This window comes from Candidatus Sarcina troglodytae (genome assembly GCF_015708635.1).
In the GTDB taxonomy this organism is placed as follows: domain Bacteria; phylum Bacillota; class Clostridia; order Clostridiales; family Clostridiaceae; genus Sarcina; species Sarcina ventriculi.
This window is the reverse complement of the sequence record NZ_CP051754.1, coordinates 711,679-726,492: the sequence shown is the minus strand read 5'-3', so window position 1 is coordinate 726,492 and position 14,814 is coordinate 711,679. Positions and strand designations below refer to the sequence as shown.

Annotated in this window: 12 protein-coding genes; 2 read left to right on the top strand and 10 right to left on the bottom strand. The window is 27.7% G+C overall.

All coding sequences use genetic code 11. The features are described 5' to 3' along the window. Positions 1-48: 48 nt before the first annotated feature. The 8 genes from HH195_RS03170 to HH195_RS03135 all read right to left on the bottom strand — a co-directional run bounded on the left by HH195_RS03170 (position 49) and on the right by HH195_RS03135 (position 10,111). Entirely contained in the window at positions 49-348 is a 300-nt protein-coding gene (locus tag HH195_RS03170) for a nitrous oxide-stimulated promoter family protein (protein WP_055258572.1), read from the bottom strand. Between the two features lie 99 nt (positions 349-447). After that, entirely contained in the window at positions 448-2,118 is a 1,671-nt protein-coding gene (locus tag HH195_RS03165) for an amino acid ABC transporter ATP-binding/permease protein (protein ID WP_196371541.1), read from the bottom strand. Positions 2,119-2,120: 2 nt separating this feature from the next. After that, a complete protein-coding gene (locus tag HH195_RS03160) occupies positions 2,121-3,920 on the bottom strand; it encodes an ABC transporter ATP-binding protein/permease (protein WP_196371540.1) in 1,800 nt (599 codons plus the stop codon). Positions 3,921-4,180: 260 nt separating this feature from the next. Next, on the bottom strand, positions 4,181-5,326 hold the full coding sequence (locus tag HH195_RS03155; protein WP_196371539.1) for an iron-containing alcohol dehydrogenase: 1,146 nt from the start codon (positions 5,324-5,326) through the stop codon (positions 4,181-4,183). Between the two features lie 68 nt (positions 5,327-5,394). Continuing rightward, the gene (gene rhaD / locus HH195_RS03150; protein WP_196371538.1) at positions 5,395-6,213 is read right to left on the bottom strand and encodes a rhamnulose-1-phosphate aldolase; all 819 of its coding nucleotides are present in this window, start codon (positions 6,211-6,213) and stop codon (positions 5,395-5,397) included. Between the two features lie 105 nt (positions 6,214-6,318). Next, positions 6,319-7,575 (bottom strand): L-rhamnose isomerase, encoded by a 1,257-nt coding sequence (gene rhaA / locus HH195_RS03145; protein ID WP_196371537.1) that lies wholly within the window; start codon positions 7,573-7,575, stop codon positions 6,319-6,321. Between the two features lies 1 nt (position 7,576). Continuing rightward, positions 7,577-8,992 (bottom strand): rhamnulokinase, encoded by a 1,416-nt coding sequence (gene rhaB, locus HH195_RS03140; protein ID WP_196371536.1) that lies wholly within the window; start codon positions 8,990-8,992, stop codon positions 7,577-7,579. A 159-nt stretch (positions 8,993-9,151) separates the two neighbouring features. After that, positions 9,152-10,111, bottom strand: coding sequence for an AraC family transcriptional regulator (locus HH195_RS03135; RefSeq protein WP_196371535.1), 960 nt, complete (start codon positions 10,109-10,111; stop codon positions 9,152-9,154). A gap of 146 nt (positions 10,112-10,257) precedes the next feature. Here HH195_RS03135 and HH195_RS03130 point away from each other — a divergent pair, with 146 nt between their 5' ends. Then, positions 10,258-11,106: a PHP domain-containing protein gene (locus tag HH195_RS03130; RefSeq protein ID WP_196371534.1), complete on the top strand. Its 849-nt coding sequence runs from the start codon at positions 10,258-10,260 to the stop codon at positions 11,104-11,106. Positions 11,107-11,217: 111 nt separating this feature from the next. On the opposite strand, the gene HH195_RS03125 is transcribed toward HH195_RS03130, so the two are convergent. Together HH195_RS03125 and HH195_RS03120 are read right to left on the bottom strand one after the other, a co-directional pair. Beyond that, positions 11,218-12,123, bottom strand: coding sequence for an ROK family protein (locus HH195_RS03125; RefSeq protein WP_196371533.1), 906 nt, complete (start codon positions 12,121-12,123; stop codon positions 11,218-11,220). Between the two features lie 104 nt (positions 12,124-12,227). Next, entirely contained in the window at positions 12,228-13,277 is a 1,050-nt protein-coding gene (locus HH195_RS03120) for an AraC family transcriptional regulator (RefSeq protein WP_196371532.1), read from the bottom strand. 163 nt (positions 13,278-13,440) lie between these two features. Here HH195_RS03120 and HH195_RS03115 point away from each other — a divergent pair, with 163 nt between their 5' ends. Next, positions 13,441-14,790 (top strand): glycoside-pentoside-hexuronide (GPH):cation symporter, encoded by a 1,350-nt coding sequence (locus tag HH195_RS03115; RefSeq protein ID WP_196371531.1) that lies wholly within the window; start codon positions 13,441-13,443, stop codon positions 14,788-14,790. Positions 14,791-14,814 lie beyond the last annotated feature (24 nt).

Here is a 14,814-nt window from a genome sequence, read left to right as displayed (position 1 = left end):
TAATTTAAACTTTATCTTTAATTATCTTTTATCAAATAAACTAAAAATTTATATATCTAACATATGCCTAACAAGCTCTATTGGATTATATATAATAAGTCTAATTCCTGAAAATCTCATAACCTCTTTAATCTTTGCTCGCATATCTTTTTTATAGCAATGTATTGTACATTTTCCACAAGTTGATTTATTATCTCCAAACTTACAAAAATCTAATCTTTTATGAGCATACTCTAAAAGTTCATTACATTCATCACAAAATTCATCCTTTTTACTCTTATGCTTTTTTCTACAATAAATATTTATCATAAGTTTGATAATCTTTTTTTCTCTTTGAATCCTTCCCATACAAACTCCTCTTTAATTTATATAATTAATTATGATTATTATTATCATTTGAAAAATATAATTATCCATATATCTATACTTTTTAATAAAGTATTTTCTTTAAATAATTACTAAATTTCCATCTTCTAATTTATAAGTTTTATCACATATTGCTGTAGTTGATTTTCTATGAGATATTAAAACTATTGTTTTATCTTTGCAATTTTCCTTTATAGATTTTAATATTTCACCTTCGTTTAACGTATCTAAATTGCTAGTTGGCTCATCTAAAATTAAAACTTCACTATTTCTTAAAAATGCTCTAGCAAGTCCTATTCTTTGTCTTTCTCCTGCTGATAAATTCCCACCAAGTTCTGATACCCTAGTTTCATAACCATTAGGCAAAGTTTCTATAAAGCTATGAATAGAAGCTTTTTTAGCCGCTTCAATAACCTCTTCCTTAGTAGCATTTTTATTTCCAAGTTTTATATTATCTAGTATAGATTCATTAAAAAGATAAGTTTCTTGACTAACTAAAGTTTGAGAATTTCTTAAAGAACTTGTGTTAATATTTTTAATACTCTTATTATTAATTTTTATATCACCATTATTTACATCCCAAAATCTCATAAGAAGTTTAACAAATGTACTCTTACCTATCCCACTTTCTCCAATTAAAGCAATTTTATCACCTTTTTTTATCTCTATGGAAGCCTTATTAAATACTCTCTTATCTCTATTTTCATAAGAAAATTCAACATTTTTATAACTAATTGAATCACAAGCAATTTCTTCTCCTTTAAATACTTCTACAACTTGTGGTTCTTCATCCATTAAATCAAAAAGTCTTTGGGCTGATGCAAATGTTTGAAGCAGTGTATTTGATAAATTGCTAAGAGCCACAACAGGACCAAATGATGACGCAATGATTACTGTTACTAAAATCATTGATGTAAAACTTATATTATTTAATGAATATTGATAAAAAGAAACTCCTATAAAAGTTAATATTGCACTCATTATAGTTAAATCTGTAATAGACCTAACTAAACCTTCATGTTTTTTTATTTTATCTAAACTTTCGTTCATTGTTTTAGAAGAATTATTAATTTCTTTTAATCTCTCTTCACCATTTTTAAATTGCAAAACTTCTTTTAATCCTCTTAAAGAATCTAAAACGTAGTTATTACAATCCCCAACAACTTGTCTATATTTAACCCCTGCATCCTTGCCTAAATTAGATGAAAAATAAGGAATAACAAATCCTACTATTAAAAAGAATATCAAAGCTAAAATCCCAAACAACGGATTTATACTATATAAAACTATCGAAATTATACTGTTTGTAATTAAAGCTATAGCAATTGGAGCTATTGTATGAGCATAAAATACCTCTAAAAGTTCAATATCAGATGTTATAAGTGATATAAGTTTTCCCTTTTCTTTTCCTTCAAGCTTTGCTGGAGCTAATTTTCTAAGTTTTAAAAATATTTTATCTCTTAATATATAAAGGATTTTAAATGCTATGTAATGCCCTGAAAGTTGTTCAGCATATCTTAATAACCCTCTTAAAACAGCACAAATCACCATAATAGCTATCGCACCTTTAAATGTTATAAATGTTACATCTCCCAAAACTGTACCAAGAGCTATTACACCAAAACTTGCTATAGATATTGCAGCTAAATATCCTAAAATCCCCATAGTTATAGTTATTAACATGATTGAAACTAATGGTTTAAGTTCTAGTATAAGTCTTTTCATAATTTGAAGACCAGACTTTCTTTTCATTTTTAGCACACCTCCCTTATACTCTCTAACTCTTCCTGTTTATTTACCATATCAAAATAATATGATTTGTTTTGCATAAGACTATCATGACTTCCTTCTTCAACTAGTTTTCCTTTATTAAGTACATATATTTTTTTAGCATCTTTTACGTTTGCTAATCTATGAGATATTACAAGAATTGTTTTTTTCTTTGAAAGATCATAAATAGCCTTCCATATATTTTCCTCACTTTCCACATCTATATTTGATGTAGCTTCGTCAAATATAATCATTTCTCTATTAGACAAGATAGCTCTAGCTAAAGCAAGCCTTTGCTTTTGTCCTCCTGATAAATTGCTTCCACTTTGTCCTACATAAGTTAATAAGCCATCCTTTAAAGAATTTACAAAGTCATACAGCCTAGCTGTTTTTAATGCTTTTACTATCTCTTTTTCTGAAGCACTTTTATTAGCTACCATTAAATTGTCTAAAATGGTTCCATTAAATATATAACTATTAGTCGAAACTATTGCTATATTATCATATATCTTATCCATTGATATTTCCTCTAAATCCACATTGTTTAGCAAAATATTACCTTGTGTTACCCTGTACTCATTTAATATTAAAGATGCAATAGTACTTTTTCCTGAACCACTTTCACCAACAATTGCAGTTAAACCTTTATCTTCTATATTTAAATTTATATTGCTTATTACCTCTCTCTCTCCATCATAACTAAATGAAACATTCTTCAAACTAACACTCATATTTTCATTGTTCCAAACTATATCATCATTGATATTTTTTTCTCTCTCTTTAACATCTAAAATTTTAAAAATTCTATCACTAGCAGCCATGCCATTCATTGCTATATGAAAATATGAACCTAAAAGTCTAAGTGGTATAAAAAATTCTGATGATAAAATAATTATTATAAATAAACTTCCTGGCATTATCTGCCCATTTTTAAACTGTATTAAGGCAACTATTGTACCTAGCGCTGCTCCCCCAAAAGCTACCAAATCCATTATAGTAATAGAATTAAGTTGCATACTTAAAACTTTCATAGTAATTTTTCTAAAATTTTCAGCTTCTTCATTCATTTTTTTATGTCTATCTTCATCAACATCAAATACTTTTAAAGTTGTTAACCCTTGAAGATTTTCTAAAAATGTTCCACCAAGATCCGAATAAGATTTCCAATAATCCTTTAAAATTCTTTTTGCTATTTTCATGATTGCTATAATTGATATTGGAATTAAAGGAACGCACAAAATGAAAACTAAAGCAGCTTTTATTGATATAAAACTCATAAAAATAAACAAAGTTATAGGAACTAAAAGAGAATAAAAAAACTGAGGTAAATATTTTCCAAAATAAATTTCTAATTGTTCAATCCCCTCAACTGCTAATTGAACTATCCCAGATGTGCTTTCATGAGATGTATAAGAATGTCCAAGTTTTAAAAGTTTCTTGTATAAACTATCTCTTAAAATTATTCTTGCGTTAGATGACGCTAAATTTGAAAATTTAGTATATAAGCTATTGCAAATGCATCTAATTATTATAAGTACACTTACCATAATACTTCCATTAAGCAGCGAAATATCACTAGTTATATTAAAATATTTAAAACTTTCTATAATACTGCTATTAGAAAAATTTAAAGTGTTACCTAGATACACATTATTAATAAAACCACCTATTAAAAATACTATGCCTATATTACACAATACAGAAATCCAATTTGCTAAAACAGTAAATCCTATATACTTTTTTGAATTATTGCAAAGATTTATTAACCTTTTATTTATCATCATAAGTAATCCCCCCTATCTTGTTGATAATAATTATCATTATTATTTTCACTATACAAATATACCCCAATTAATAATAATTTTCAATAACTTTTCAAATTTTTCTAAAAATTTATAGAATTAAAAAACTATATCAAGGTTAATTTCATTATTTTTTATAATATGTTGTTATAATACAAAAAACTAATAACCGTACATACTATTAATAATTTAACCTTTGATATAGTCTCTTAAATAATATTCTTTACTTCAAAATCACTTTACTATACTATTTTTTTATATAGTTTAATAATTTGCTCTTTAGTAAATCCTACTGGATTTCCTTGAGCGCAAATATCCTTCATGGCATTTTCAGCTAAAAGATCAAAATCAACATCATTAACCCCAAGTTCACCTAAAGTAGCCGGAATTCCAACTTTCTTAGCTAATTCTTTCATTTCTTTTACAACAAAAGCTGCACATTCTTGAACTGATTTACCTTCAACATCATATCCAAGTACATTCGCAATTGAAACAAACCTTTCTGGTACATACTTTGCATTCTCCTCCTCAACATATGGAAGTAACATAGCATTACATACTCCATGAGGAAGATTATAAATTCCACCTAATTGGTGAGCCATAGCATGTACATTTCCAAGGCCTGCATTACTAAATGCAATTCCACCTAGGAATACTGCATAAACCATTTGCTCTCTAGCTTCAATATCATGTCCATTTTCAACTGCTCTTGGTAAATAATCAAATATTATTTTTACTGCTGCTAATGCTGTTGCATCAGATACTGGATAAGCTCCTGGCGTAACTATTGTTTCAATAACATGTGTTAAGGCATCCATTCCTGTTGCTGCTGTAAGTGATGCTGGTTTTTCAACCATAAGCTCTGGGTCATTAACAGTTACTGTAGCTAATGAATTTTTATCTACCATAACCATTTTTACGTGTCTTTCTTCATCAGTTACAACATAGTTTATAGTAACTTCACTTGAAGTACCAGCAGTAGTATTAACAGCTACTATTGGCATAGATTTATTCTTAGAAACATTAACTCCTTCATAGAATTTAATCTCTCCATCATTAGTTGCTAAAATACCTATAGCTTTAGCTGTATCTTGTGGAGAACCTCCTCCAATTGAAACTAGGAAATCACAATCAGTTCCTTTTAATCTATTTAATCCATCATGAACATTTTTACAAGTTGGATTTGGAACTACTTCTGAGTATACTTCATAACCTATTCCATACTCCTCTAAAACATTTAATACTTTATTTGCTACTCCATTACTCATTAAAAAATTATCTGTAACAACAAAAGCTTTCTTAAATCCTAAATCATTAACTGTTTCTCCTAAATCATTTAAGCATCCAGCTCCCATTAAATTAATCGATGGTACATAATATATTGCCATAATATCCTCTCCTACTCTAATTTTTTCTATATAATTTATGCATTATTCATATATTTTTTAATAATTATTTACTTTAAATATTCTTCTGAAATAGTAACATTAAAATCTCTTGCTAAATCTCTAAAATTATCTGAGCTTATAGTTTGTCTCTTTCCACCCATTGATAGAACTTTTACAAGTATTTCAGCCGACTTCTCAACTGTATCCATAAGCCCAAATGTCAAATCTAAATCCTCACCTGAACAAAACACTCCATGATATGCCCAAATAACTACGTCATGTTTTTTCATTAATTCACTTGTTGCTTCAGCAATTTCAGCTCCACCTGGAACCATCCAAGGAACTATTCCTACTCCTGATGGGAATACTACTGGACACTCGGTTGCCATTTCCCACAATTCTCTTGTAAATACAGCTCCATCAAGAGGTAATACAAATGTTAAAGCAATTAAATTTGTCGCATGTGAATGCATTATTACTCTATGATTACCGTTAGTTGCTTCGAATTTAACAGAGTGACTCATTAAATGAGATGGTAATTCGCTAGTAGGTTTAGCACCATTAACTAATCCCCAAACAACTTTATAGTTTTCACCTTTTTCATCAATTTTAACTATTCCTACATTAGCCTCTAAATCAACAGCTACATTTCTTATAAACTTTCCACTTCCAGTTACTAAGAAATATTCATTAGCTAAATTTTTAACTGTAACCCCTATTGGTGAATAATCTCTATTTTCATCAATAATATTCTTAATTGATTCTACATTTTCAGAAGTTAATCTATAAGAAATATTTCCACCATTTCTTTCATGCCATCCTTTAAGCCAAGCATCATTAGTCATTTTCATAAAGTTTTGTACAAATTTCATATCTTGCATACTCATTTTCATTACCTCTTATTCAATAAATTTTGTATATTAGATATCAAAACTCTATTATGGTATTATTTTGATATCTAATATAAATTCTTCTTTTATTATTACTTATAATTAATTTCTCTTTGATAACACTTCTTCTTCATATCTTTTAACATCTTCTATCCAAGATTCACCTACTGGTACATTATTCTTTTCACAGTAGTAATTCCATATATCTCCCATTGGATATGTTTTAAATTCTTCCATTAAGGCTAATCTTTCAGTAAAGTTACCTTCATCTTGAAGCTTTCTTAACAATTCATTTGGAGTTAACATTGCATTTAATAATGCCTTAATCATATTTCTTGTACCAATTGTCCAAGCTGCTATTCTATTAATACTTGCATCAAAGAAATCAAGTCCAATAATTACTCTATCTAATGCATCATTTCTTACTATTTCTTTAGCAATTTCCTTTAGTTCATCATCATAAATAACTACATGGTCACTATCCCATCTAACAGGTCTACTTACATGAAGGGCAATTTTTTCATTAAACAATAACATTGAAGATATTTTATCAGAAACAACTTCTGTTGGGTGATAATGTCCCGTATCCATTAATGACATAATTCCATTTCTTGCTGCAAAATTTAGATAAAACTCATTTGATCCTACTGTATAACTTTCTGCACCTATACCAAATACCTTTGATTCAACACAATCTAAGTTGTACTTTTTATCAGTTTTAACTGCATATATTTGCTCTAAAGAATCTTTAAGTCTTGCTCTCGGCCCTAATCTATCACTTGGGATATCCTTATATCCATCTGGAATCCAAAGATTAGTTAAGCAAGTTTGCCCCAATTCTTTTCCAAAGTATTCACCAACTTTTCTAGATGCAATAGCATGTCTTATCCAGAAATCTCTTATTTCTTTATCTGGATGTGATAATGTTAATCCATCAGCTGCTTTTGGATGTGAGAATATCGTTGGATTAAAATCTAATCCTAGGTCTCTTTCTTTTGCCCAATTAACCCACTTTGCAAAATGTTCTGGTTTTATTTCATCTCTTTCAACAAACTCTCCATTACTTTCTAAATAAATCGCATGTAAATTTACTTTATGCTTACCAGGAATTAAACTTAATGCTTTATCTAAATCAGCTCTTAACTCTTCAGCACTTGTTGCTGCTCCAGGATAATTTCCATTACATTGAATTCCTCCAGATAAAGCATTTTGAACTACTTCAAATCCTTTAATATCATCGCCTTGCCAACAATGAACTGAAATTTTCACTTTATTAAGTTCTTCTAAAACTTTATCTACATTTATTCCCCATTTTTCATATTTCTCTTTAGCTAATTCATATCTTTCTTTAACATTCATCTTAAACTTCTCCTTTATTTGGTTTAAATATATTTATATCAAATGATTCTTTTATTACTTGCCTAGCTTGTCCTAAATCCTTTAACTCACCAACACTTATTAATTGAGCTACAAGATTTCCTATTGCAGTTGCCTCTACTGGTCCTACTAAAACTTCTTTTCCAGTAACATCAGCAACTACTTGATTTAATAAATTATTTTGGCATCCTCCTCCAAATATATTTATTTTCTTAAATTCTTTTTCAAATATATCCTCAAGATTTGCGACTGCACCTTTGTAACTATGTCCTAGACTATTAAATACACAAACTGCTATTTCTCCGACTTTTGTTGGAATATCTTGATTAGTTTCTTTACAATAGTTTTGAATTTCTTCAATCATATTGTCTGGTTTTAAAAATCTATCATCATCAACATTAATTATTGATTTAAAATAATTGTGCTCTTCAGCTAGTACTACCAAGTTAGCAAAAGAAAACTCATTATTTAAATTTCTTCTTACCTCTTGTATTACCCAAAGCCCCATAATATTTTTTAAAAATCTAAATCTATAATCAATTCCACCTTCATTTGTAAAGTTATAATCCATAGCTTGTGGTACACAAATCGGGAATCTATTCTCTACGCCAATTAATGACCATGTACCAGAACTTACATAAATACTATCTGAATCATTACATACTGAAGATATAAATGCTGATCCAGTATCATGAGTTGCTGGAAGTATAACCTCCATATCAAATCCAAATTCATTAACTAATTCTTTTCTTAACTTTCCTAAACTTGTCTTTGGCATTTTTATTTCTTGGAACATTTCCTCATTGATTCCATATTCCTTTAAAATATTTTTATCCCAAGTTCTATCAAAAGAATTTACTAACTGTGTAGATGTTGCATTTGTATATTCATTAGCTTTTTTACCTGTAAGTAAAAAATTTAAATAATCAGGAATCATTAAAAATGTTTTTGCCTTTTTTAAGTATTCTGGATTTTTATCCTTAATTGCTAATAGCTGATATAATGTATTAAATCTTTGGAATTGTATTCCTGTGTATAAATACAACATATCTTGCGGAATAACTTGAAATGCTTTTTCCATATATCCCTCAGTCCTATCATCTCTATAGGCAACGGCATTTCCTAGCATCTCATCATTTTCATCTAATAAAACAAAATCTACTGCCCACGTATCTATGCCTATGGTTTTTGGCACTTTTCCAATATCTTTGCACTTTTTAATACCTTTCTTTATTTCATTAAAGAGTCCTTGAATATCCCAACAATATTCATCTCCTATTTTGCTAATTCCATTTTCAAATCTATATATTTCTTCTAACTTTATCTTTCCATCTTCTATACTTCCTAATATATGCCTCCCACTAGAAGCCCCTATATCAATGGCTAAATAATAGCTCATCATTTCCCCTCCCTCGCAAAACGTTTACTATGATTAAATTATAAACAAAAACAACCTTGGTTTTAATAACCAAAGTTGTCTATTTTATTAACTTTATTTGCAGATGTATTTTGTCTAAGTTGAGAATACATATCACTAAAAACACTATATTATTCCAATTTATGATTTTCTGAAATCTTTTGGAGTATAGCCATACTTTTCTTTAAATATCTTATAGAAATACGTAAAATTTTCATAACCAACTAGTGATATTATTTCTACAATAGAAAAATCTGTTTCATTCAATAGTTGTTTTGCTTTATTAAGCCTTTTTTCTTGTAATAATTCTTTAAATGTCATATTAGTATGCTTTTTTACTAACTTACTTATTTTATAATGTGGTTGATTCACTATTTCAGATATCTCAAATAGAGTTGCAGTAGCATAATTATTATCTATATATTTTAAAACTTCAATTATAATTAAATTATCATAAGTATCTTCTGAATAAACTTCTATATTATTAGGCTTTTTAATTAATTCTACTATTAATAGTCCAACTAATAATTTTATAGTTGTGCTACTCATCATAGTTGGCTCATAAATTTCTATAATTATTTTATCTAAAATTTCTTGTATGTCTTTTTCATTAGAAACTTTAAAGTAAAGGTACTCCCCCTTATTATTTCTATTTAAATATAACGACTTTAATAAAAAACTAAAAATTATATTATCACTTTCTGATAAATTAAGAATAAAATCAAAAAATTCAGGTTTAATTATAAAGTTAATTATTATATCTTCCTCAAAACTTTTTTCTATTGCATGGGTTATATCTTTGTTTAAAAAAATTATTTCCCCTTCTTGAAGTTCTATTTTTTTATTATGTATTACTTCTGTAAGTTTACCTTTATAGACATAGTTAAATTCAATATAGTTATGCTTATGCGCTGGAAACTCTATGAATCTTGTATGTTTTCTTATATTTATAAGTTGTCCATCTGCTAATATTTTTTTACTATCTATAATAAACTGTTTATCATCTGTATATATACTTTGATCAATGCTATGTTCTCCTTCTAATATTTTCTTTTCTTCTTCTGTTAATTCCATCAACTTATCTATTATATCTTTTCTCATACCCACTAATCTCCTTATGATTTAATTATAATGTTAATTTAATAATTTGGACATATCTTTTACCTATTTGATTTACTACAATTCTAGTCTGAACTTATATTTATCTAATTAAACTGTTATAATATATATCATTGGAGGGTATTTTTATGGAGAATTTAATTGATTTACACACACACTCATACATCTCAGATGGAAGTGATAGTCCAACAGAAGTTATAAAAGCAGCAAAGAAAAATAAACTAAAAGCAATTGCATTAACTGATCATGATAGTATTGCAGGTTTAAAAGAAGCTAAAGTTGCAGCAAAAAATAATAATATTGAATTAATTAATGGTATTGAAATTAGTTCATTATATAAGGCTGGTAGAATACTTCATATACTTGGATTAAACATTAACTTAGATAATGATTACTTCTTAACTGCTTATAATAAAATGAAAAACGCTAGAGAAAAAGGAATTCCTAAAATCCTTGAACATATAAAAAATACTACTGGCTTATATATAGATATTAATGATTTACACAAAGCGAAATACGATGAATATTTATCTAGATATGATATTTACAGATATATTATAGAAAACAATATTTGTACTGAATCTCAAAGGGTTTGGAATATATACTTAGATCCAATTCCTTATGATAAAGGTGAATTAATTCCAGTAGATGAAGCCATTAAAATGATTCATAAAGCTGATGGAAAAACTTATTTAGCTCATTTTAATAAAAGAATTGGATTAGGTGGATTAAGTTTTGAAGACATTGAAGATAATATTAAGTATTTAGTTTATTTAGGTTTAGATGGAATTGAAAGGTATTATCCTTCTTATATCGATGATGATAGAAAGTTTTTAGATTATTTAATATGGAAGTATCAATTGTATTCTAGTGGTGGAACTGATTATCATGGGACTAATAGAGGTAATATTGAAATTGGATTTGGAGAAGGGAATCTTAAAATTCCTTATTCTTTGATTGATAGTTTAAAAAGATAATAATAAACAAAGTAAAATTTATGAGTAATAACTAGCAATGTATAAAAGTATTTTACATTGCTAGTTATTTTTAATATCAAGTTGTTATTAAATCTATATTATACAAAAGTATTATTTTTCTTCTATTCTTAGATAATTGTATAATGCTCCAATTAAATTAGCATCATTTCTAAATTTACATCTAACAACTTTAACTCTTGGAATATCAAAGGGAACTTTATCAAATATCTTTTCAATATTTTTCTGAATATATTCTATTAATATATCTTGCTCACTAATCCCCCCACCTATAGCTATAACTTCAGTATCTAAAACACAATGTAAATTGTATAGTTGGACTGCCAATTGATATGTAAATTTATCTAACACATCTATAGCAGCCTTATCTCTAGAATTAACAAGTTCAAAAACTTTAAACCCATCAACTTCTTCCTTAGGTAAATTTTTAGCCATTGCAACTGCTCCATTTAAAGCTGCTGCACCATTAACATATCCCCACATGTTATCAGTACCATCTATCGCAAATGTAGTATCTGTCCATATATAACTAAATTCACCTGCAAAGAAGTGCTTTCCATTAAGTATTTTTCTATCTTTTACTATTGCTCCTCCCACTCCTGTGCCTAAAACTACTACAATTCCATCATTATACTCTTTCAAACTTCCTTTCCATACCTCAGCTAAAGCTGCTGATTTTGCATCATTTTGAATTGTAATCTTAGTTGGACATCTCTCTTGTAATATCTTAACTACATGTTTATCATCATTGTATCTAAGCCATCCCCCTGTTTTTGCATAACCATTTTTACTATCTATTAAACCAGGCATGCTAATTGCCATTCCCTCTATATCATCTTTATATTTATCATACAAATTTCCAATAACGTTTACAAAATTTTCGATAGAATCTTGTGGTGTTGCAATCTTACCTTTCTCTAAGAACTCAATTTCTTCAATCATTAATGCATATTTAATTGAAGTTCCACCAATATCTAAAACCAAATATTTATTATCCATGATTCCTTCCCCCTCTCACTCTACTTTAAAAGTTTATACTTATATTTTAACTTATATTTAATTAATTTCCAATTGTTATTATTATTCAAAATAATTGATCTTTTTTAATTTTTAATACCCTTTCTATGCTGAGTTGGGGACACTCCAAAATTTTTTTTAAAAGTTCTAATAAAATGTTCCTTATTATCGTACCCTACCATATATGATATGTCAGTTACAGTAAAATTAGTATTTAACAAAAGAGTACTTGCCTTATCCATCTTTATTTTTTGTACTATTTCACTAAAAGTTTTTCCTGTATACAACTTAATTATTTTACTTAAGTATTGAATTGTAAAGTGAAACTCATTAGCTAATTTACTCAATGTTATTGAAGCATAGTTATCTTGGATATAATTTATAATCTCTATTATCTTGTCTGTTTCATGATTTATTTCATTAGGTGTCTCTATATCGTTTTCATGATATCTTAAAATATATGCAAAAAATATCATCAACATATTATTTAAAATTTTTTCATTATATCTTTCATTTTCTATAAATTCTTTGTACATATTTAGCACTGTTTCTTTTATTACATGATCTTCACCAGTATGAAATATTATATAATTATTATACTTTTTACTATTTAATATTTTAACAAAAAATGATGATAAAACATTATTACTTCTTAATATCTCAAAAAAAGTATCATTAAAAGTACTCTTTTTTATTAATATATTTATTATTACACTATCATCAAAAACACCTAAACTATGTTCTACTTCCGGTGAAACCATACATATATCACCTTGCTTTAGATTGACAGATTCACCGTTAATCTTTTGAGTAATCTCCCCTGAATAAACATATAATATTTCGAAAAATGAATGTTTATGATAAAAAGCTGGAGTATATCTATAATGCTTATACATAATAATATCTCCAATGCTATTTTCCTCAAAAAATAAGCTTTCATTCATTTCTGTTGGAAAGTTTATATACTCCTTTAGTTCATCAATTAATATATTCTTATCTATAACAAAATTCAAATCAATATTTTTTAAAAATTGCCTTAACTTATCTTTATTGTCTTTAGATTTATAGTATTCCTTATAACACTTTTCATCTTCAGTATAAGAAAATAAAAGTTCTTCTACCTCTTTTATATTCATCCACTCCATCCCCCTTATAAAAATCTTAACAATATAAACAATACATTACAGTTTAAAATATATCAACTTTTTTGAATAAATTTCTCAATCCTTTTTTGAAAACATTTACTATATTATAAATTTATAAACAATTTAATTTTATATATAGAGGGGAAATTTATTTATGAAAATTGGAATTTGGCGACAAAGAATTGGGTATGGAATTTCAGATTTAGCCTGTAATCTAATATGGCAAATGATTAGTTTGTACCTTATGTTCTTCTATACTGACGTAATGGGCTTAAATGCTTTAGCTGTAAGTGCCATGTTTGTTGTTACAAGAGTAATTGATGGAGTAACAGACTTACTAGTTGGTTATTGTATAGATAAAACAAATACCAAATGGGGAAAATCAAGACCTTACTTATTGTTTGGTGCAGTACCATTTGCAGTTTGTGCATACTTAGCCTTTAGCGTTCCTGACTTATCTGCTAATGGAAAATTAATTTATGCATATATTACTTATTTCTTATTATCACTCTGCTACACTATCGTAAATATCCCAATGGCATCTATATTGCCAAGTTTAACTTCTGATACACAAGAAAGAACAGCCTTAGCTTCTTCTAGAATGTTCTTTTCATTTGTTGGATCAACTGCTGTTTCTTCATTTGCATTAGTTTTAGTTGCTTTCTTTGGTAAAGGAAATCAGGCTTTAGGTTTTAAGAGTACAATGCTTTTATTCGGTATTATAAGCTCTATAATTTTCTTTATATCTTTCTTTAATACAAGAGAAACAGTACAAGTAGTTCAAAAAAAAGTCACATTAAAGAAAGCTTTAAAATCACTAAGCACAAATACCCCTTGGCAACTATTTGCCTTAAATATAATATTTATGTTTGGTGCAATATTCATACAATCTGGTGCACTAGTTTATTACTTTGCTTACTATGTTGGAAATTCATCTTTAGGCGCAGTAGTAGCAACAATTTCTTCATTAGTTCCATTAGCTACAAATTTCTTAGTTCCTTATCTCAGTAAAAAGTTAGGAAAAACAAAATTATTCCTAATTGGTTCTGGAATTCATATTGTTGGTATGATTATAATACTTATTGCTAGAACACTAACTCCAATTATAATTGCTGGTGCATTTATTAGTGCTTTTGGTTTAGGTTTAAAGCAAACTATTTACTTCTCAATGCAAGCTGATCCAGTTGATTATGGTGAATGGAAAACAGGAATTAACGCTGCTGGTACATTATCTGCTGTTAATGGATTTGTGGGAAAATGTGCTCAAGCTATTGCCGGTGGTTTGTCTGGAGCTTTATTGGCCGCTGGTGGATATGTTGCAAATGCATCTCAAACATCTGAAGCTATATTAGCTATTAAATCATTATATTTAATAATTCCTATTGTATTAACAGTTTGTTCAATGATAACAATGAAATTCTATAAATTGGATAAAATATACCCACAAATAAAAGAAGAATTAGATTCTCGCAATGCTGCTGCAGTTTCAACTACTAATGAATAGTAAAAATTTAATTTCAGGAGGAAT

Bases quoted from the DNA above. Each gene is read 5' to 3' on its own strand.
- HH195_RS03170 (WP_055258572.1), bottom strand. From the start codon at position 348: ATGGGAAGGATTCAAAGAGAAAAAAAGATTATCAAACTTATGATAAAT.
- HH195_RS03165 (WP_196371541.1), bottom strand. From the start codon at position 2,118: ATGAAAAGAAAGTCTGGTCTTCAAATTATGAAAAGACTTATACTAGAA.
- HH195_RS03160 (WP_196371540.1), bottom strand. From the start codon at position 3,920: ATGATGATAAATAAAAGGTTAATAAATCTTTGCAATAATTCAAAAAAG.
- HH195_RS03155 (WP_196371539.1), bottom strand. From the start codon at position 5,326: ATGGCAATATATTATGTACCATCGATTAATTTAATGGGAGCTGGATGC.
- rhaD (WP_196371538.1), bottom strand. From the start codon at position 6,213: ATGAGTATGCAAGATATGAAATTTGTACAAAACTTTATGAAAATGACT.
- rhaA (WP_196371537.1), bottom strand. From the start codon at position 7,575: ATGAATGTTAAAGAAAGATATGAATTAGCTAAAGAGAAATATGAAAAA.
- rhaB (WP_196371536.1), bottom strand. From the start codon at position 8,992: ATGAGCTATTATTTAGCCATTGATATAGGGGCTTCTAGTGGGAGGCAT.
- HH195_RS03135 (WP_196371535.1), bottom strand. From the start codon at position 10,111: ATGAGAAAAGATATAATAGATAAGTTGATGGAATTAACAGAAGAAGAA.
- HH195_RS03130 (WP_196371534.1), top strand. From the start codon at position 10,258: ATGGAGAATTTAATTGATTTACACACACACTCATACATCTCAGATGGA.
- HH195_RS03125 (WP_196371533.1), bottom strand. From the start codon at position 12,123: ATGGATAATAAATATTTGGTTTTAGATATTGGTGGAACTTCAATTAAA.
- HH195_RS03120 (WP_196371532.1), bottom strand. From the start codon at position 13,277: ATGAATATAAAAGAGGTAGAAGAACTTTTATTTTCTTATACTGAAGAT.
- HH195_RS03115 (WP_196371531.1), top strand. From the start codon at position 13,441: ATGAAAATTGGAATTTGGCGACAAAGAATTGGGTATGGAATTTCAGAT.